Annotated in this window: 15 protein-coding genes; 8 read left to right on the top strand and 7 right to left on the bottom strand. The window is 68.1% G+C overall.

Going from position 1 to position 18,232, the window contains the following annotated elements; translation table 11 throughout:
- The first annotated feature begins 33 nt into the window (after positions 1 to 33).
- Together AC07OY_RS23165 and AC07OY_RS23160 are read left to right on the top strand one after the other, a co-directional pair.
- Complete coding sequence (locus AC07OY_RS23165; RefSeq protein WP_495044931.1) at positions 34 to 1,008, top strand: ABC transporter substrate binding protein; 975 nt, start codon at positions 34 to 36, stop codon at positions 1,006 to 1,008.
- A 9-nt stretch (positions 1,009 to 1,017) separates the two neighbouring features.
- Positions 1,018 to 2,676: an ATP-binding protein gene (locus tag AC07OY_RS23160; RefSeq protein ID WP_495044930.1), complete on the top strand. Its 1,659-nt coding sequence runs from the start codon at positions 1,018 to 1,020 to the stop codon at positions 2,674 to 2,676.
- Here the strand turns inward: AC07OY_RS23160 and AC07OY_RS23155 are convergent.
- From AC07OY_RS23155 to acnA, 7 genes are all read right to left on the bottom strand, one after another.
- A complete protein-coding gene (locus tag AC07OY_RS23155) occupies positions 2,654 to 5,023 on the bottom strand; it encodes an ATP-binding cassette domain-containing protein (protein WP_495044929.1) in 2,370 nt (789 codons plus the stop codon). The genes AC07OY_RS23160 and AC07OY_RS23155 overlap by 23 nt on opposite strands.
- A 2-nt stretch (positions 5,024 to 5,025) precedes the next feature.
- The gene (locus tag AC07OY_RS23150) at positions 5,026 to 5,436 is read right to left on the bottom strand and encodes a VOC family protein (protein ID WP_495044928.1); all 411 of its coding nucleotides are present in this window, start codon (positions 5,434 to 5,436) and stop codon (positions 5,026 to 5,028) included.
- A gap of 39 nt (positions 5,437 to 5,475) precedes the next feature.
- A complete protein-coding gene (locus AC07OY_RS23145) occupies positions 5,476 to 5,919 on the bottom strand; it encodes a helix-turn-helix transcriptional regulator (RefSeq protein ID WP_495044927.1) in 444 nt (147 codons plus the stop codon).
- Complete coding sequence (locus AC07OY_RS23140) at positions 5,916 to 7,019, bottom strand: acyltransferase family protein (protein WP_495044926.1); 1,104 nt, start codon at positions 7,017 to 7,019, stop codon at positions 5,916 to 5,918. The genes AC07OY_RS23145 and AC07OY_RS23140 overlap by 4 nt, the downstream gene beginning before the upstream one ends.
- Before the next feature lie 76 nt (positions 7,020 to 7,095).
- Positions 7,096 to 7,602 (bottom strand): hypothetical protein, encoded by a 507-nt coding sequence (locus AC07OY_RS23135; RefSeq protein WP_495044925.1) that lies wholly within the window; start codon positions 7,600 to 7,602, stop codon positions 7,096 to 7,098.
- 131 nt (positions 7,603 to 7,733) lie between these two features.
- Positions 7,734 to 8,813: a M35 family metalloendopeptidase gene (locus AC07OY_RS23130; RefSeq protein ID WP_495044924.1), complete on the bottom strand. Its 1,080-nt coding sequence runs from the start codon at positions 8,811 to 8,813 to the stop codon at positions 7,734 to 7,736.
- A gap of 191 nt (positions 8,814 to 9,004) precedes the next feature.
- The gene (gene acnA / locus AC07OY_RS23125) at positions 9,005 to 11,746 is read right to left on the bottom strand and encodes an aconitate hydratase AcnA (protein ID WP_495044923.1); all 2,742 of its coding nucleotides are present in this window, start codon (positions 11,744 to 11,746) and stop codon (positions 9,005 to 9,007) included.
- Positions 11,747 to 11,796: 50 nt separating this feature from the next.
- On the opposite strand from acnA, the gene AC07OY_RS23120 reads away from it, so the two are divergent.
- From AC07OY_RS23120 to cdd, 6 genes are all read left to right on the top strand, one after another.
- Entirely contained in the window at positions 11,797 to 13,146 is a 1,350-nt protein-coding gene (locus AC07OY_RS23120) for an MATE family efflux transporter (RefSeq protein WP_495044922.1), read from the top strand.
- An 88-nt stretch (positions 13,147 to 13,234) separates the two neighbouring features.
- Positions 13,235 to 14,209 carry a BMP family lipoprotein gene (locus tag AC07OY_RS23115; protein ID WP_495044921.1) on the top strand — a complete coding sequence of 325 codons (975 nt, stop codon included), beginning with the start codon at positions 13,235 to 13,237 and terminating at the stop codon, positions 14,207 to 14,209.
- A gap of 5 nt (positions 14,210 to 14,214) precedes the next feature.
- Positions 14,215 to 15,747, top strand: coding sequence for an ABC transporter ATP-binding protein (locus AC07OY_RS23110; RefSeq protein ID WP_495044920.1), 1,533 nt, complete (start codon positions 14,215 to 14,217; stop codon positions 15,745 to 15,747).
- Positions 15,744 to 16,847: an ABC transporter permease gene (locus AC07OY_RS23105; protein WP_495044919.1), complete on the top strand. Its 1,104-nt coding sequence runs from the start codon at positions 15,744 to 15,746 to the stop codon at positions 16,845 to 16,847. The genes AC07OY_RS23110 and AC07OY_RS23105 overlap by 4 nt, the downstream gene beginning before the upstream one ends.
- Positions 16,847 to 17,812, top strand: coding sequence for an ABC transporter permease (locus tag AC07OY_RS23100; protein ID WP_495044918.1), 966 nt, complete (start codon positions 16,847 to 16,849; stop codon positions 17,810 to 17,812). The genes AC07OY_RS23105 and AC07OY_RS23100 overlap by 1 nt, the downstream gene beginning before the upstream one ends.
- The gene (gene cdd, locus AC07OY_RS23095) at positions 17,812 to 18,228 is read left to right on the top strand and encodes a cytidine deaminase (protein ID WP_495044917.1); all 417 of its coding nucleotides are present in this window, start codon (positions 17,812 to 17,814) and stop codon (positions 18,226 to 18,228) included. The genes AC07OY_RS23100 and cdd overlap by 1 nt, the downstream gene beginning before the upstream one ends.
- Positions 18,229 to 18,232: the final 4 nt, after the last annotated feature.

The raw sequence follows: 18,232 nt of genomic DNA, 5'->3' as shown, positions 1-18,232 counted from the left end.
CCCCTGCTGGACCCGCTACAGAGCGCGCTTCAATTGACTGAACCCGGCTGCCCCACCCACGCCACGCGCCGCGCCCTGTTGCGACAGGGCCTGGCGGGTGCCGTGGCGCTGGCCGGTGGCACGGCGGCGGCGGCCGAACTCGGCCGCTCGCTGGTGGTCGTCTATCCCGAGCTGGGCGAGCCCTTCCGCCAGGTCTTCACGACCATCATCGCGGGCATAGAAGACAAGCTCGGCGCTGCGGTGACCAGCTTTGCCGTCGCCAACAACGCCAACCCGGCCCAGGTGGCCGAGGACGTGCGCAAGCGCGACGCCAAGGTGCTGATCGGCCTGGGCCGCGGCGGCATGCGCGTGGCCGCCGCCATGGCCGATGAACTGGCCGTGCTGGTGGGCTGCGTCGTGTCGGTGCAGGAGTCGGAGGCGCGCAGCTTCCCCATCCACACGCTGGCCCCGGACCCGGCGTTGCTGCTGGCCCGCCTGAAGAAGCTGCGGCCGGCGACGCGGCGCGTGCACCTGGTCTACGACCCCAAGCTCAACGCCTGGCTGGTCAAGCTGGCCCGCGAGGCCGCGCGCAGCGAAGGCCTGGAGCTGCTGGCCCAGGAGGCTGCCGACCAGGCCGAGGCCCTGCGCGCCTACACCCAGCTGCTGGCTTCGGCCGACCCCGCCCGCGACGCTCTGTGGCTGCCCCAGGACCCGACGTCGGTGGACGACGGCACCGTGCTGCCCCTGGTCTTGCGCGAGGGCTGGAATCGCAACATCGCCGTGTTCTCCAGCCATCTCGCCCATGTGAAGCGCGGCGCGCTGTTCTCGCTCTACCCCGACAACCACGAGCTCGGCCGCACGCTGGCCACCTCCGCTCAGCGCCTGGCGGGTGGTGCCAAGGGCGGTGCCGTCGGCGTGCTGCCGCTGCGCCAGGCGCGCGCCGCCATCAACATCCGCACCGCGGCCCACCTCGGCATCGACGTGGCCGCCGTGCAGTCCGGATTCGATCTGGTCTATCCCTCCAGCTGAGGTCCCAGAGTGACGCCACCCCTTCCACTCGACAGCCAGTCGCCCGTCGTTCTCAGGGACGATGAGGCGGCCCCGGCTGCGCCGCAGCGCCCCTGGCTGCTGCGCGTCTACTCGCGCTGGCTGCGTGAAACCTCCTTCCGGCGCCACCTCAGCGTCGCCGTCGCGCTGGGCACGCTCTTCCTCGCCCTGCTGATGGCCGGGGTCAACGCCTGGCAGGGCGGCCGCCAGGTGCGGGCCATGTTGCTGGAGCAGGGCGGCCGCGTGGCCGCCAACCTCGCGTCCAACAGTTCCCTGGCCCTGCTGTATGCGGCAGCCGACAATGCCGACGAGGCCGTACGCTCCTCGTTGTCCTTTCCCGACGTGCTGGCGATCGAGATCCGTGACACGCGCGGCCGCCTGCTGCTGGCGCTCGGGCCCGAGCGGGGGCGCCTGCCTGCCGCGCCGGCCGCACCGGACCCGGCCGCCAGCGAACCCTGGCTGGACCTGGAGACCGAGGACAGCTGGGCCTTCGCCGCGCCGGTCTGGACCCGCCCCGAGGCTTCGCCCTTCGATGTGACGCTGCGCCCCGCCCAGTTGCTGGGCCATGTGCGCGTCATCCAGAGCAAGGCCACGCTGCACCGCACCCAGACCTCGCTCTTCCTCGCCAATTTCGGCGTGGCCCTGCTGTTCGCGACCGTCTTCCTGCTGGCGGTGCGCTTCCTGATCCTGCGCCTGACCCGGCCGCTGGGCGCCCTGTCACAGGCCATGGAAAAGGTCGAAGCGGGCGACAGCAATGCGCGTGCACCGGCCGGCGGCCCGCGCGACATCGCGGCGATGGCCCACACCTTCAACCGCATGATCGACGTCTTGCAGGAGCGCGAGGCCGAGCTCGGCGCTCACCGCGACCACCTCGAGGACCTGGTGCGCGAGCGCACGCTGGAACTCAGCGACGCCAAGGAGCGCGCCGAGATCGCCAGCCGCGCCAAGAGCCAGTTCCTGGCGCGCATGAGCCACGAGCTGCGCACGCCGCTGAACGCCGTCATGGGCTATGCCCAGATCCTGAAGATGGACAACGGCCTGACGCCCAAGCAGCGCAACGGCCTGGACATCATCCACAGCAGCGGCCAGCACCTGCTGACGCTGATCGTCGACATCCTGGACCTGTCGCGCATCGAGGCCGGCAAGGCCGAGCTGCGCATCGGCCCGGTCGAGCTGGTGCCGCGCCTGCAGGCTGTCATCGACATCGTGCGCGTGATGGCCGAGGACAAGCACATCACGCTGGACCTGCAGCTCGACCCGGCCTTGCCGGCCGTCGTGCAGGCCGACGAGAAGCGGCTGAATCAGATCCTGCTCAACCTGCTCGGCAATGCCGTCAAGTTCACCCATGTGGGTGGTGTGCTTCTGATGGTGCGCGCCCTGGCACCGACGGCCGATACGGAACCGGGCCATGTGCGCCTGAGCTTCGAGGTGCAGGACACCGGCGTCGGCATCGCCGAGGACCAGGCCGTGCGCCTGTTCGAGCCCTTCGAGCAGGCCGGCAGCGCCGAGCAGCGCGTCGGCGGCACGGGCCTGGGCCTGGCCATCAGCCGCCAGCTGGTGCGCATGATGGGCGGCGAGATCCAGCTGGAAAGCCGGCTGGCCCAGGGCAGCCGGTTCTGGTTCGAGATCAGCGTGCCTTTGCAGGCTTGACGGGCTTGGCGCCGACATAGTCGGCCAGGTGCTGGCCGGTCAGCGTCTTGCGCGCCTTGACCAGATCGGCCGGCGTGCCCTCGAAGACGACCTTGCCCCCATCGTGGCCGGCACCGGGCCCGAGGTCGATGATCCAGTCGGCGTGGGCCATGACGGCCTGGTGATGCTCGATGACGATGACGGACTTGCCGCTGTCCACCAGGCGGTCCAGCAGGCCCAGCAGTTGTTCGACGTCGGCCAGGTGCAGGCCGGCCGTCGGCTCGTCCAGCACATAGATGTCGCCCTTCTCGGCCATCTGCGTCGCGAGCTTCAGGCGCTGGCGTTCGCCGCCGGACAGCGTCGTCAGCGGCTGGCCCAGGCTCAGATAGCCCAGGCCGACGTCAGACAGGCGCTCCAGGATGGCATGGGCCGCTGGCGTCAGCTTGGAGAAGAAGGCCGTCGCTTCGGCGACCGACATGGCCAGCACCTCGCTGATGTCCTTGCCGCCGAGCTTGTACTCGAGCACCGCGGCCTGGAAGCGCTTGCCGCCGCAGTCCTCGCAGACCGTCGATACGGTGGCCATGGGGCCGAGGTCGGTGAAGATCAGGCCGGCGCCATTGCAGGTCGGGCAGGCGCCCTCGGAGTTGGCGCTGAACAGGGCCGGCTTGACGCCATTCGCCTTGGCGAAGGCGCTGCGGATGGGGTCGAGCAGGCCGGTGTAGGTGGCGGGGTTGCTGCGCCGCGAGCCGCGAATGGCGGCCTGGTCGATGGCGACGACGCCGTCTCCCTTGGACACCGAGCCGTGGATCAGCGAGCTCTTGCCCGAGCCGGCCACGCCGGTGACGACGCAGAGCACCCCGAGCGGGATGTCGACATTGACCTTCTGCAGGTTGTGCGTGCTGGCCCCGCGCACCTTCAGCGCGCTCCTGGACTTGCGGACGCTGTCCTTCAGCTGGGCGCGGTCGTCCAGATGCTTGCCCGTCAGCGTGCCGCTCTTGCGCAGGCCCGCGACGTCGCCCTCGAAGACGATCTCGCCGCCCGCCGAACCGGCGCCGGGACCCAGGTCGACGACATGGTCGGCAATCGCGATGACCTCGGGCTTGTGCTCGACGACGAGGACGGTGTTGCCCTTGTCGCGCAGGCGCTGCAGCAGCGCGTTCATGCGCTGGATGTCGTGCGGATGCAGGCCGGTGGTCGGCTCGTCGAAGACATAGCTGACGTCGGTCAGCGCCGAGCCGAGGTGGCGGATCATCTTGACGCGCTGCGCCTCGCCGCCGGAGAGGGTGCCGCTGGGCCGCTCCAGCGACAGATAGCCCAGGCCGATCTCGGAGAAGGCATCGAGCAGATGGCTCAAGCCCTTCAACAGCGGCGCCACCTCGGCGCCCTTGAGGCCGCGCACCCAGTCAGCCAGGTCGCTGATCTGCATGGAACAGGCGTCGGCGATGCTGTGCTTGCCGATCTTGCAACTGCGAGCCGCCTCGCTGAGGCGGGTGCCCTGGCACTCGGGGCAGGTCTGGAAGGTGATGACGCGGTCGACGAAGGCGCGGATATGCGGCTGGAGCGCGTCCACGTCCTTCGAGAGAAAGGACTTCTGGATGGACGGGATCAGGCCCATATAGGTCAGGTTGATGCCCTCGACCTTGATCTTGGTCGCTTCCTTGTGCAGCAGGTCGTGCAGCTCGCGCTTGGTGTACTTGGCGATGGGCTTGTCGGGGTCGAAGAAGCCGCAGCCGCGGAAGATGCGGCCGTACCAGCCTTCCATGCTGTAGCCGGGGATGCTGATGGCGCCCTGGTTGATGGACTTGCTGGCGTCATAGAGTTCATTCAGGTCGAAGTCGCTGACATGGCCCATGCCCTCGCAGCGCGGGCACATGCCGCCGGTGCGCGAGAAGGTCTGCTTGACGGCCTGGCTGGCGCCGCCCTTGTCGACGGTGATGACGCCCGTCGCCTGCACCGACGGCACATTGAAGGCGAAGGCGCTGGGCGGGCCGATCTGGGGCTTGCCGATGCGGCTGAACAGGATGCGCAGCAGGGCGTTGGCGTCCGTCACCGTGCCGACCGTGGAGCGGGCGTTGGCGCCCATGCGCTCCTGGTCGACGATGATGGCTGTGGTGATGCCCTCCAGCACATCCACCTCGGGCCGGGCCAGCGTGGGCATGAAGCCCTGCACGAAGGCGCTGTAGGTCTCGTTGATGAGGCGCTGCGACTCGGCCGCGATGGTGCCGAAGACCAGGGAGCTCTTGCCCGAGCCCGAGACGCCGGTGAAGACCGTCAACCGCCGCTTGGGCAGGTCGACGCTGACGTCCTTGAGGTTGTTCTCGCGTGCACCCTGCACGCGGATGCGGTCGTGGTTGTCGGCAGCGCTCATTTTCAGTTGCGTTCCTGGATGCGGAGAAGGTTGCCGGCCGGGTCGCGCACGGCGCAATCCCTGACCCCGTAAGGCTGCATCGTCGGCTCCTCGACGATCTCGGCGTCGTCGGCCTGCAGCTTGGCGAAGGCCTTGTCCAGGTCGGCGGTGGCGAGGATGAGCATGCCGAAGGTGCCCTTGGCCATCATCTCGCTGATGGTGCGGCGCTCGTCCTCGGTGATGCCGGGCGTCACCGCCGGCGGGTGCAGCACGATGGAGGTGCCCGGCTGGCCGGCGGGACCGACGGTGATCCAGCGCAGGCCGTTGTAGCCGACGTCATTGCGCACCTCGAAGCCGAGGGTGTCGCGGTAGAAGGCCAGCGACGCCTCGGGGTCGGTCTGGGGCAGGAAGCTCGAGTGAATGCTGATGTCCATTGGTCAGTCTCCGTCAGTGGTTAGGGCACGGAAAGCAGTCTAGGTTTCGCTTTCTTCGGACGCTTCTCGATTCCTGATCGGTTTGGTGACCTGGCGCGCCACGCAGGCCGGCATGCCGGCCGTGGCCTGGGCCTGGTCGCGCTTGTAGGCGCTGGGCGACTGGCCCACCAGCTCGCTGAAGCGGGTGCTGAAGGTGCCCAGGGACGAGCAGCCGACCGTGAAGCAGACCTCGGTGACGCTCAGGTCGCCACGGCGCAGCAGGGCCATGGCGCGCTCGATGCGGCGCGTCATCAGATAGCTGTAGACCGACTCGCCATAGGCCTGGCGGAACTGGCGGCTCAGGTGGCCGCCCGACATGTGCACGCCGCGGGCCAGGGCTTCGACGTCCAGCGGTTGCGCGTACTCGCGGTCAATGCGGTCGCGCACGCGGCGCAGGCGCGCGAGGTCGCGCAGATGCAGCTCGGAGCCGGGCTTGATCGTCATGCCGGCATGCTGCCAGCTTCGACGCCTCGCGGCGAGCGGGCCAGCCGGTCACGCAACTGCAGGCCCGGCCTCTCGACGAGGTGGTGCAGGGCAGCGCCCACGGCCAGGATGACGGCGGCATAGACCGGGAACAGCGCCAGCCCCTGCAGTGGCAGGGCGGGTGCGATCCAGACGTAGACCGCGTGCATGGCTATCTTGTGGCTCAGGTAGAGGCTGTAGGAGGTGGCGGCCAGCCAGCCCGTGCCGGGTACACACCAGATCCGCGGCGAGCTGGCGGCCAGCATCAGCAGGCCCAGGCCCCAGGACAGCAGCGGCCAGCCAATGGCATTGGCGATGAGGCCGGTGCGGTCGTGGAACAGGCAGATGGCGATGCCCACCAGGCTCAGGCCGCCGCCCAGCATGACGCCGGCACGCGCCTGCAACCGGGCCCACAGCGCGGGCCGGTAGACATGCACGGTTGCCAGCATGACGCCTGCCAGCAGGCCGTCCAGGCGCGTCCAGGTCGGGTAGTAGAGGTCCTCGATGAACCAGGGGCGCTGGGGCTTGAGGGCATCGAAGTGCAGCCAGATGCCGCCACGCAGCGCGATGCCGCCCAGCACCAGCAGGGCACACAGGCTGATGAAGCGCGCCGCCGAAGGCCGGCGCGTGAACCACCAGGCCAGCAAGGGGAAGCACAGATAGAAGTGCTCCTCCACGCACAGCGACCAGGCGTGCGAGAAGGCCTGGTTGTGCCCGTAGTCGATCAGCAGGTTGAGCGTGAAGCTGGCGAACTGCCACCATGCTTCGAGGTTGGGCTCTTCGCGCAGCACCGGGAAGAAGACGTAGACGGCCAGCATGACGGCAAAGGCCGGCAGGATCCGCCAGGCGCGGCGCCAGTAGAAGCCGCCAAGCTGCAGGGCCTCGCCGCGCTGCAGCTTGCGCAGCAGCTGGGAGCCGATCAGGAAGCCGCTGAGCACGAAGAAGATGTCCACGCCCATCCAGCCGAAGCGGGTCAGCCAGTCCCAGTCCGGCCCTAGGCCGCCGATGAGGAAGGTGTGGAAAAACATCACCCAGACGATGGCGATGCTGCGCAGCAGGTCGAGGCCGGGAAGGCGGGGCATGGGAGGCAGGAAAGGGCAGGAGGCGGCAGCGTAACGCCGCTCTTGCGCGTAGCCGTTGGTCAGGCGGCGGCGCGCCTCAGCGGTTGAGCGTGACTTCGCCGCAGGCCTGGTCCCGGCCCTGATGGCGGTCGCGCGGCCGCGGCGGCTTGCCGCTGGCCATCACGTCATGCCAATGCCAGCTGGCCCTGAGCTTCAGCGCGCCCGTGGCCGGCAGCGCGAAGGCGTCATTCAGCGTCAGGCTGGCCGTCAGGCTCTGGCCCGCGGGCAGGTGCAGATAGTCCTGGGCCGACGGATCGCCGCGCTTGCGCATGGCGCCCTGGAAGGCCAGTTCACCCTGCGGGGTGCTGGCTTGCACGAAGGGGCCGAACCAGCCCCCTTCGAAGGGGCTGCCCCAGCGCAGCAGCTGCAAGTCGCGCTTGCCGCTGTTGCTGAGCTTGAACTGCAGCACCACCTGGCCGTCGGGCCTGGGCGTGGCCTGGAACTGGCAGCTCAGTTCTGCGGGCTGGGTGGGCGAGGCGGCATGGGCCATGGGCGACAGGCAAGCGGAGAGCAGCGTGGCGGCTGCGAGGAAAGAGCGGTGCATGGTGAGAGCCTAGCCGAGGGCCGCGCCGTCGGCAGCCCCCCATGAAAAAAGGCGCCGCACTGAGGCGGCGCCAACACGAGGGATCTCATGTCCACCGCCCCGGGGGGGCGGACGGTGGCTTTCGTGCGGAATCAGTTCTGTGCCGGGGTGTTCTCGGCGAAGTATTCGTGGTTGTCCGAGTTGTCCAGCGCCTTGGTCGGGTTGGACCTGGCCAGGCTCTTGGCCGCGCTCTGGCCATAGGCCCAGTCGTCGGTGCCAGCGATGACATTGAAGTGCATCATTTCGTGCACCAGGGTGCCGGCCTTGCTGTCGGTGCCCGTCATCGGCGCGCTCCAGAAGGCGCCGCAGACATAGATCTTGTAGGGCTGGGTCGGGTAGACATAGGCGTAGGTGCCGCTCTCCTTGCAGCTGCAGTCCAGCGTCAATGCGGCGCTCTGGAAGGCGTTGCGGGCCTTGACGAAATGGTCCTTGGCCGTGTTCCAGCGCGACGAGCTGTAGGCGCCGAACCAGGTCGTGTAGCGCGGCGTGGCCGACGGCGTGCCGCTGAGGTAGGACGCCGAGCTGACCGAGTAGTTGGTGGCAGCGGTGACGGCCGAGGCCAGCGTCGATTTCTGGCTGCTGGTGCAGGAGCCGGTGTAGGAGATGCTGGCGGCGGCCGCGGTGACGTTGGTCGCCTGGGCGCGCATGGTGGGGCCGTCGTCGTCGGCGGCCGCGTCCAGCTTCTCGTTGCGGCCTTGCGTCCACAGATAGGTGGCTGCGGCGCTGTGCATGGACTGGGCGCCCGAGCCATGGGTGCCACGGTCGCTGTGGAACTCGACGGCATAGCGGCCGTTCTTGCTGAAGTCGTAGTGGCCGGTCAGTTCGACCTTGTAGTTCAGCGTGGCGCCGGCGGCGATCTCGACATAGTCCTTGGCCGAGGGCGCGGCGCGCTTGATGACGGCACCGGTGTAGCGCACCGGGCGGTCATCGCGGGTCACCGAGAACAGCGAGCCGCTCATGGTGTCGCCGGGCAGCTGCCAGCGCAGCACCTGCACGGCCGAGCGGCAGCGGTTGGTGACGGCGACATCGACATGCACGTCCACGTCGCCGTTGACAACGGGCGAGGCATTGCTCACCCGCACATCCAGGCACTCGGTGCTGGGGGCGGCATGGCTGCTGCTCATGGCAGCAACGGCAAAGGTGGCAGCGGTCAGCTTGAACCAGGTCTTCATGCAAGCTCCTGTCGGCCCCCGGTCGGGGCACTGGGTTGAAGAAGCCGCGGATTCTGGTGAGCTGCGGGCGCTCTGCACGCTGGGACAAGCCTGTCCCCTGAACGGGCTGCGTAATTGTCTAGACAGGGTGAACCATGAAAAAAGCCAGCGCTGATGCGCTGGCTCCCTAGGCTTGGGGCCTTGACCGCTTGTCAGGCCGCGAGCAGCTGCCTCAACACGAAGGGAAGGATGCCGCCGTGGAAGTAGTAGTCCACCTCGATGGCGGTGTCGATGCGCAGGGTCAGCACCACGGTCTGCGTGCTGCCATCCGCCCGCGTGATGGTCATGGCGGCATCGCCCTGGGGCTTGATCTCGCTGGCCAGCGTGATGTCAATGGTCTCCGCGCCGGTCAGGCCCAGGGTCTCCCAGCTGACGCCGGACTTGAACTGCAGCGGCAGCACGCCCATGCCGATGAGGTTGCTGCGGTGGATGCGCTCGAAGCTCTTGGCCACCACGGCCTTGATGCCCAGCAGCTGGGTACCCTTGGCGGCCCAGTCGCGGCTGGAGCCCGTGCCGTATTCCTCGCCGGCGAAGATGACGGTGGGCGTGCCCTCGGCGATGTATTCCATGGCCGCGTCGTAGATGGTCGTCTTCACGCCGGCCTTGAGCGTGTAGCCGCCTTCCTCGCGCGAGCCGTCCTCCTTGAGTGGCAGCATCAGGTTCTTGACGCGGACATTGGCGAAGGTGCCGCGCATCATCACGTCATGGTTGCCGCGGCGGGCGCCGTAGGAGTTGAAGTCGGCCTTGAGCACGCCGTTCTCGGTCAGGAACTTGCCGGCCGGCGTGGTCTCCTTGAAGGAACCGGCGGGGCTGATGTGGTCCGTCGTGATGGAGTCGCCGAACAGCGCCATGACCTTGGCGCCCTTGACGCCCGACACCAGCGCCGGCGGCACCATGGTGAAGCTCTCGAAGAAGGGCGGCTCGGCGATATAGGTGCTCTTGGGCCAGTTGTAGACCTGGCCCCTGACGCCCTTGATGGCGTCCCAGAGCTTGCCGGGCTTCCTGGCGACCTTGTCGTAGTTCTCCTTGAAGGCCTTGGCGTCCATGGCGAACTTCATCAGCTTGTAGATCTCGTCGCTGGTCGGCCAGATGTCGCCGAGGAAGACCGGCTGGCCCTTCTTGCCGTAGCCGACGGGCTGGGTCATCAGGTCGCGCGTGACGTTGCCGGCGATGGCATAGGCGACCACCAGCGGCGGGCTGGCCAGGAAGTTGGCCTTCAGGTTGGGATGGATGCGGGCCTCGAAGTTGCGGTTGCCCGACAGCACGGCGGCGCAGACCAGGTCGTTGTCCTGGATGAGCTTGTTCAGCTCGGGCGTCAGGTCGCCGGCGTTGCCGATGCAGGTCGTGCAGCCATAGGCGGCGACGTTGAAGCCGAGCTGCTCCAGATAGGGCAGGAGCCCCGCCTTCTCCAGGTACTCGGTGACGATGCGCGAGCCCGGGGCCAGGGAGGTCTTGATGTGGGGCGCGACCTTGAGGCCGGCCTCCACGGCCTTCTTGGCCAGCAGGCCGGCGGCCAGCAGCACGCCCGGGTTGCTGGTGTTGGTGCACGACGTGATGGCCGCGATCAGCACATCGCCGTTCTTCACCGGGATGCCGGATTCGGTGACGAAAGGCTGGGCCAGCTTCTCGGCCGGCTGGTTGAAGCCGTTCTCTGCGATGGGCTTGCTGAAGAGCTCGCCGAAGCTGCTGGCCAGGTGGGTGATCTCGATGCGGTCTTGCGGGCGCTTGGGGCCGGCCAGGCTGGGTGCGACGGTGCCCAGGTCCAGCGAGACGACGGACGTGAAGTCGATGTCGCCGGCCTTGGGCACGCCGAACATCTTCTGCGCCTTCCAGTAGGCCTCGAAGGCCTCGATCTCGGCCTTGCTGCGGCCCGTGCCCTTGAAGTAGTCGACGGTCTTGTCGTCCACCGGGAAGAAGCCCATGGTGGCGCCGTACTCGGGGGCCATGTTGGCGATGGTGGCGCGGTCGGGCAGGGCCAGCGTGCGGGTGCCCTCGCCGAAGAACTCGACGAACTTGCCGACGACCTTGTGCTTGCGCAGGATCTCGGTGACGGTCAGCACCAGGTCGGTGGCCGTGACGCCCTCGCGCAGTTGGCCGGTCAGCTCGAAGCCGACGACGTCGGGGGTCAGGAAGTAGACCGGCTGGCCCAGCATGCCGGCCTCGGCCTCGATGCCGCCCACGCCCCAGCCAACGACGCCGATGCCGTTGATCATCGTCGTGTGGCTGTCGGTGCCGACCAGGCTGTCGGGATAGAAGACACCGTCCTTGCCCTTGTGCACGCCGCGCGCCAGGTATTCGAGATTCACCTGGTGCACGATGCCGAAGCCCGGGGGCACGACGCCAAAGGTGTCGAAGGCCTGCATGCCCCATTTCATGAACTCGTAGCGCTCGCGGTTGCGCTCGAATTCCAGCTTCATGTTCAGGTCCAGGGACTTCTTGGTGCCGTAGTGGTCGATCATCACGCTGTGGTCGACGACCAGGTCCACCGGCACCAGGGGTTCGATGGTCTTGGGGTTCTTGCCCAGCTTGGCGGCGACATTGCGCATGGCGGCCAGGTCGGCCAGCAGGGGCACGCCGGTGAAGTCCTGCAGCACGACGCGGGCGACGACGAAGGGGATCTCGTCGACGCGGGCGGCCGTCGGCTTCCAGTTGGCGAGCTGCTCGACGTGCTCCTTGGTCACCTTCTTGCCGTCGCAGTTGCGCAGCACGCTCTCCAGCACGATGCGCATGGAGACGGGCATGCGCGCCACATTGGGGAAGGTCTTGGCGAGCTGGGGCAGGGAGAAGAACTGCCCCGATTTGCCGGAGGCGGTCTTGAAGCTGGCCTGGGTGTTGGCAAAGGCGTGGGCTGAGGCAGGTTTCGGCACGGTTACTCCTTTAGGATTCCGGGCCATTCTGGCGAGCTTGTCGTGACTTGTGTGATTTCCGCCTTTAGCGCTCGGTCATGACGACCTTGTCCGCTCGCCCGCGCCTGTTTGCGCTGACCTGGCCGATGCTGCTCGAGCTGCTGCTGGGCATCGGCATCGGCGTCATCGGCACGGGCCTGGCCGCCCGGCTGTCCGACAACAGCGGCGCCGCCTTCGGCCTGGCCAACCAGGTGTTCGCCGCGGTCTTCGTGCTGTTTCGCGTCATCGGCGCCGGCGTCAGCGTGGCCGTCACCCAGGCGCTGGGCGCCGGCCGGCGCGACCAGGCCGATGCGGTGGCGCGCGCCGTGGTGGGCGCCAGCACCTGGCTGGGCGTGGGCGGGGCGGTGGTGGCGCTGCTGGCCGCCGGCCCGCTGCTGACGCTGGTGAACGCGCCGCCCGAGGTGGCGCCGCTGGCCAAGACGCTGCTGCAGGCCCTGGCGCCGGCGCTGATGCTGGACGCCTGGAATGCCAACATGTCCAGCGTCATGCGCTCGCACCTGCGCAGCCGCGAGGCGCTGGCCGTGGTCATCGTCATCCAGGTCATCACGCTGGTGGTGGCCCTGATGGCCATGCCCAGCATGGGGCTGGTGGGCTATGCGCTGGCCTGTGCGCTGGGCCGCGGTGTGGGCCTGGCGGCGCACATCCTGCTGTGGCGCTCGCGGCTGGACCTGCGCCTGCGCGCGGCCGACTGGTGGCGGCTGGTGCGGGCGCCGCTGAAGACGGTGCTGCACATCGGCATTCCCGGCGCCGCCGAGAACATCTCCTGGCGCCTGGCCTTCATGACCAGCCTGGCCGCCATTGCCCAGCTCGGCGCCCATGCGCTGGCCACGCACGCCTACACGATGCAGTTCCTGCACGTGATCCTGATGTTCAGCCTGGCCATCAGCTTTGCGGTCGAGATCATGGTCGGCCACATGATCGGCGCCGGCAAGCTGCATGCGGCCAACCGGCTGGTGCGGCGCTCACTGGCCCTGGGCATCGCGCTCGCCCTGGTGGTTTCCAGCGCTTTTGCGCTGGCCGGGCCCTGGCTGCTGACCCGCTTCACGTCCGATCCCGACATCGTCACGCTGGGCTGCACCCTGTTGTGGTGGACCATGCTGGTCGAGCCCGGGCGCAGCTTCAACCTCGTCGTCATCAATGCGCTGCGGGCCGCGGGAGACGCGCGCTACCCGGTGATGGTGGGCTCGGCCTCCATGGCCATCGTGCTGGCCGGGGGCAGCTGGTTCCTGGGCGTGCACCTCGGCTGGGGCCTGGTCGGCGTCTGGATTGCCTATGCAGCGGATGAGTGGATTCGAGGCCTGCTGATGTGGCGTCGATGGGCGACACTGGGGTGGTTGCCCCATGCCCGGGCGGCTCACCGGCGGCTGCGCCACGGTCGGGCCCACTGAGTCGCGGGGAATCCGTATTTTCCTACCCAGTAAAACTTGAGGGATGTTTTCTACAATGCGCCCCTTTCGCCTTGCCCACGCCAATCCCATGAAGTTCGCCCTGACCAGCTTTTCCCTGGCCCTGACGCTCGCCTGCGGCGCCGCGCATGCCCAGCAGCCCGCGGTGATCTTCGACATGGGCGGCAAGTTCGACAAATCCTTCAACCAGGCCGGCTACCAGGGTGCCGAGCAGTGGAAGAAGGAGACGGGCAAGACCTATCTCGAGTTCGAGATCAGCAACGACACCCAGCGTGTGCAGGCCATCCGCCGCATGGCCGAGCGGGGCGCCAACCCCATCATCAGCATCGGTTTCGCCCAGGCCTCGGCCCTGCAGCAGGTCGCCAAGGACTTCCCCAAGACCCAGTTCGCCATCATCGACGCCAAGGTCGACCTGCCCAATGTGCAGTCCACGCTCTTCAAGGAGCATGAGGGCAGCTATGTGGTGGGCGCCATGGCGGCCATGGTCAGCAAGACCGGCAAGGTCGGCTTCGTCGGCGGCATGGACATCCCGCTGATCCGCAAGTTCCAGTGCGGCTACGAGCAGGGCGCCAAGGCGACCAACGCCAAGATCGAGGTGTTCTCGAACATGACCGGCACCACCTCGACGGCCTGGAACGACCCCACCCGCGGCGGTGAATTGGCGAAGGCCCAGTTCGCCAAGGGCTCGGATGTCGTCTTCGCCGCCGCCGGCGGCACCGGCGTGGGCGTCTACCAGGCTGCCAAGGACGCCGGCAAGCTCGCCATTGGTGTCGACAGCAACCAGAACCATGTGCAGCCCGGCACCATGCTGACCTCCATGGTCAAGCGCGTGGACGTGGCCGTCTACAACACGCTCAAGGGCTGGAAGCCCGGCGTGCAGGTGCTGGGCCTGAAGGAAGGCGGCGTGGATTACGCGGCCGACGAGAACAATGCCAAGCTGCTGAACCCGGCGCTGAAGGCCAAGGTCGACGCCGTCAAGGCCGACATCATTGCCGGCAAGGTCAAGGTCGCCGACTACATGGCGGACAACGCTTGTAAGTTCTGAGCGGCATGACGCCCGCGGTACGCCTCCAGGCGATCTCCAAGCGCTTCGGCGCAGTCCAAGCCAACCGCGAGGTGTCCTTCGACATCGCCGCGGGCGCGGTGCATGGCCTGGTCGGCGAGAACGGCGCCGGCAAGAGCACGCTGATGGCCATCCTGTATGGCTACTACCACGCGGACGCCGGCCATATCGAGGTCAACGGCCAGCAGGTCCACATCGCCAACTCCCAGCAGGCCATTGGCCTGGGCATCGGCATGGTCCACCAGCACTTCATGCTGGTCGACACGCTGACCTGCCTGGAAAACATCATGCTGGGCGCCGAGGGCGGCTTCTTCCTGACGCCTTCCAAGGCCAAGGTGCGCGAGAAGCTGCAGGCCCTGATGGCCGAGACCGGCCTGCAGGTGCAGCTGGACGCCGTCGTCGCCGACCTGCCGGTGGGCGAGTTGCAGCGCCTGGAGATCCTCAAGGCCCTCTATCGCGGCGCGAAGATCCTGATCCTGGACGAGCCGACGGCCGTGCTGACGCCCCAGGAGACCGACCAGCTCTTCGTCACCCTGCGCAAACTGAAGGAGCGCGGCACGACGCTCATCCTCATCACGCACAAGTTGCGTGAGGTCATGAGCCTGTGCAGCGCCGTCACGGTGATGCGCGCCGGCCAGGTGGTCGAAACGCGCGGCATCGAGCAGTGGAGCGAAGAGTCGCTGGCTGAATCGATGGTCGGCCGCAAGGTCACGCTGGGCCGGCCCGAGGGCCTGGAAGTGCATGCCGGCGAAGTGCGTCTGCAGGCCAGCGGGCTCAGCCTCAAGCATGCCAACGGCGTGCCGGCGCTGAAGGACGTCAGCCTGACGCTGAAGGCCGGCGAGATCGTCGGCGTGGCCGGCGTGTCGGGCAATGGCCAGAGCGAATTGCTGGAGGTGCTGTCCGGCCTGCGCGCGCCCGAGGACGGCCGCCTGGAACTCGGCGGCCAGTCCTTCTCGCCCGAGGCCTGGCTGGACACCGCCCAGGCCCGGCCGCTGCGCCTGGCGCACGTGCCGGAGGACAGGCACGCCGTCGGCCTCGTCATGAGCTTCCCGGCCTGGGAATCCGCCGTGCTGGGCTACCAGGGGCTGCCCAAATACCGCAAGGGCGCGTCCATGAACCACGCCGCCATGCGTGAAGCGACCAAGCAGATGCAGGAACGCTTCGACGTGCGGCCGCGCGACGAGAACCTGGGTTCGTCCAAGTTCTCCGGCGGCAACCAGCAGAAGCTCATCCTGGCGCGCGAGATCGGCGAGCAGCCGACCGTGCTGCTGGTGGGCCAACCCACCCGCGGCGTCGACATCGGCGCCATCGAATTCATCCACCACCAGCTGCGCGCCCTGCGCGACGCCGGCTGCGCCGTGCTGCTGGTCAGCAGCGAGCTGGACGAGATCCTGGCCCTGGCCGACCGCGTCGTCGTCATGAACTGCGGGCGCATCACCGGTGAGCTGTCCATCGAAGAATGCGATGAGAAGCGCCTCGGCCTCCTGATGGCCGCACAAGAAGAACGAGCGGCTGCATGAGCCAACCCCTGTCTCTCCCCCGCTGGATCGACATCGGCCTGCTGCCGTTGTGGAACCTGGCCATCGCCCTGGTCGTGGCCGGCCTCGTCGTCATGGTCATCGGCCACAGCCCCTGGCAGGCGCTGACGGTGCTGCTCAACGGCGCCCTGGGCAGCGTGCGCGGCCTGGGCTATTCCCTCTATTACGCGACGACCTTCATCTTCACGGGCCTGGCGGTGGCGGTGGCCATCCATGCCGGTCTGTTCAACATCGGTGGCGAGGGCCAAGCAACCCTGGGCGGCGTGGGCGTGGCCCTGGTCGCGCTGTGGCTGGGCACCAAGCTGCCGGCCCTCGTCATGCTGCCGCTGCTGGTCCTCGCTGGGGCCTTCTTCGGCATGCTGTGGGCGGCCCTGCCGGCCTATCTGCAGGCCTGGCGCGGCAGCCATATCGTCATCACGACGATCATGTTCAATTTCCTTGCCGCCGGCCTGAACGGTTATCTGCTGGTGAACTGGCTGCGCCCGGCCGGCAGCATGTCGGTCGAGTCCGCCGAGTTCGCCGAATCCGCCCGTATGCCGGCCCTGCACCAGATGGCCGCTGCGCTGGGCTACGAGCTTCCCTCGTCACCGCTGAATCTCAGCCTCGTCATCGCCCTGGTCGCCTGCGTCTTCGTCGGCTGGTTCCTGTGGAAGAGCGCCGCCGGCTATGCCGTGCGCGCCGTGGGCAGCGCGCCGCGCGCGGCCCATTACGCCGGCATCCGCCCGCGCGCCCAGGTGCTGATCGCCATGGCCATCTCCGGCGCCCTGGCCGGCATGGTGGGCGTCAACGAGATCTCGGGCGTGCAGGGCAAGCTGACGCTGGACTTCGTCGCCGGCGCCGGCTTCACCGGCATCGCCGTGTCGCTGATGGGCCGCAACCATCCCATCGGCATCGTGCTCGCCTCGCTGCTCTTCGGCGTGCTCTACCAGGGCGGCGTCGAGGTGAGCTTCGAACTGCAAGGCTTCTCGCGTGAGATGGTCGTGACGGCCCAGGGCCTGATCGTGTTGTTCTCGGGCGCCATGGCGACGGTCAGCGCGCCGCTGTTCGCGCGTGCCTACGCTGCCATCAAGGGAGGCCGTTGATGGATGAAGTCCTGATTGCCTCGGTGCTGGCGTCCACGCTGCGGGTCAGTGCGCCCCTGCTGCTGTGCGCGATGGCCGGCGTGCTGTCCGAGCGCGCCGGTGTCGTCGACCTGGGCCTGGAAGGCAAGATGCTGTTCGCCGCCTTCGCGGCCGCGGCCACCGCTTCCGTCACCCATTCCGCCGCCTTCGGCATGCTGGCCGCCATCGCCGTGGCCTGCTCGGCGTCCGTGCTGCATGGCTTCGCCTGCGTCAGCAACCGCGGCGACCAGGTCGTCTCCGGCGTCGCGCTGAACATGATCGCCGCCGGCCTGACCGTGGTGCTGGGCATCGCCTGGTTCCAGCAGGGCGGCCAGACGCCACCCATAGCCCCCGATGTGCGCCTGACGGCCCTCGCCAAGGGCTTTGCCGAGCCTCAGGCGGGCAACTGGTTCGCCGCCGTCTTCGGCCATGGCTTGTTGAGCCACAACGTGCTGGTCTATGTGGCCTTCCTGATGGTGGCGGCGGTGTGGTTCTTCCTGGAGCGCACCCGCCCGGGCCTGCGCCTGCGCGCGGTCGGCGAGAACCCGGCCATGGTGGAAGCCGCCGGCATGTCGGTGCAAGGCCTGCGCTACCAGGCCCTCTTGATGAACGGCGTGCTCTGCGGCCTGGCAGGCTCCTACCTGACGCTGGCGCAGAACGCCTCGTTCTCTCCGAACATGACGGCCGGCCGCGGCTTCATCGCGCTGGCCGCGATGATCTTTGGCAAGTGGAAGCCGCTGCCGACCATGGCTGCCTGTCTGCTGTTCGGCTTCCTGGATGCGGTGGCCATCCGCATGCAGGGCGTGCATCTCCCCGGCATCGGCGAAGTACCCGTGCAGTTGATCCAGGCTTTGCCGTATATCTTGACTGTGGTCCTTCTGGCTGGCTTCATTGGCTCTGCCATCGCCCCCAAGGCCCTCGGCCGCCCCTATGTGAAGGAGCGCTGATGGAATTGAGCCAAGACCTGCTGGACCGCCTGCTTGCCGAATCGCTGCGCGCCCGCGAGCTCGCGCATGCGCCGTATTCCCAATACAAGGTTGGCGTGGCCATCCTCGACGAACAGGGCCAAATCCATGTTGGCGCCAACATGGAGAACGCCTCCTACCCGCAGGGCTGGTGCGCCGAACCCTCGGCGCTGACGGCCATGATCATGGCCGGCGGCAAGCGGGCCTTGGTGGCGCTGGTGACCGGCCCCGGCCCGGGCATCATCACCCCGTGCGGCGGCTGCCGCCAGAAGCTGCGCGAGTTCTCCGAGCCCGAAGAGCTCGTCATCATTGCCGGCGATCCTGGCGGCATCCGCCAACGCTGGACCCTGGCCGAACTGCTGCCCCACAGCTTCGGGCCCTCCCATCTGAATTTCTGAGGTT

Source organism: Roseateles sp. GW821-FHT09H10 (assembly GCF_059415865.1).
This window is presented reverse-complemented; position numbering and strand designations above follow the sequence as displayed.

Coding starts and splice junctions, on each gene's coding strand:
- AC07OY_RS23135 (WP_495044925.1), bottom strand. CDS start 7,602: ATGCACCGCTCTTTCCTCGCAGCCGCCACGCTGCTCTCCGCTTGCCTG.
- AC07OY_RS23110 (WP_495044920.1), top strand. CDS start 14,215: ATGACGCCCGCGGTACGCCTCCAGGCGATCTCCAAGCGCTTCGGCGCA.
- AC07OY_RS23120 (WP_495044922.1), top strand. CDS start 11,797: ATGACGACCTTGTCCGCTCGCCCGCGCCTGTTTGCGCTGACCTGGCCG.
- AC07OY_RS23155 (WP_495044929.1), bottom strand. CDS start 5,023: ATGAGCGCTGCCGACAACCACGACCGCATCCGCGTGCAGGGTGCACGC.
- cdd (WP_495044917.1), top strand. CDS start 17,812: ATGGAATTGAGCCAAGACCTGCTGGACCGCCTGCTTGCCGAATCGCTG.
- AC07OY_RS23105 (WP_495044919.1), top strand. CDS start 15,744: ATGAGCCAACCCCTGTCTCTCCCCCGCTGGATCGACATCGGCCTGCTG.
- acnA (WP_495044923.1), bottom strand. CDS start 11,746: ATGGCCCGGAATCCTAAAGGAGTAACCGTGCCGAAACCTGCCTCAGCC.
- AC07OY_RS23145 (WP_495044927.1), bottom strand. CDS start 5,919: ATGACGATCAAGCCCGGCTCCGAGCTGCATCTGCGCGACCTCGCGCGC.
- AC07OY_RS23100 (WP_495044918.1), top strand. CDS start 16,847: ATGGATGAAGTCCTGATTGCCTCGGTGCTGGCGTCCACGCTGCGGGTC.
- AC07OY_RS23140 (WP_495044926.1), bottom strand. CDS start 7,019: ATGCCCCGCCTTCCCGGCCTCGACCTGCTGCGCAGCATCGCCATCGTC.
- AC07OY_RS23150 (WP_495044928.1), bottom strand. CDS start 5,436: ATGGACATCAGCATTCACTCGAGCTTCCTGCCCCAGACCGACCCCGAG.
- AC07OY_RS23115 (WP_495044921.1), top strand. CDS start 13,235: ATGAAGTTCGCCCTGACCAGCTTTTCCCTGGCCCTGACGCTCGCCTGC.
- AC07OY_RS23130 (WP_495044924.1), bottom strand. CDS start 8,813: ATGAAGACCTGGTTCAAGCTGACCGCTGCCACCTTTGCCGTTGCTGCC.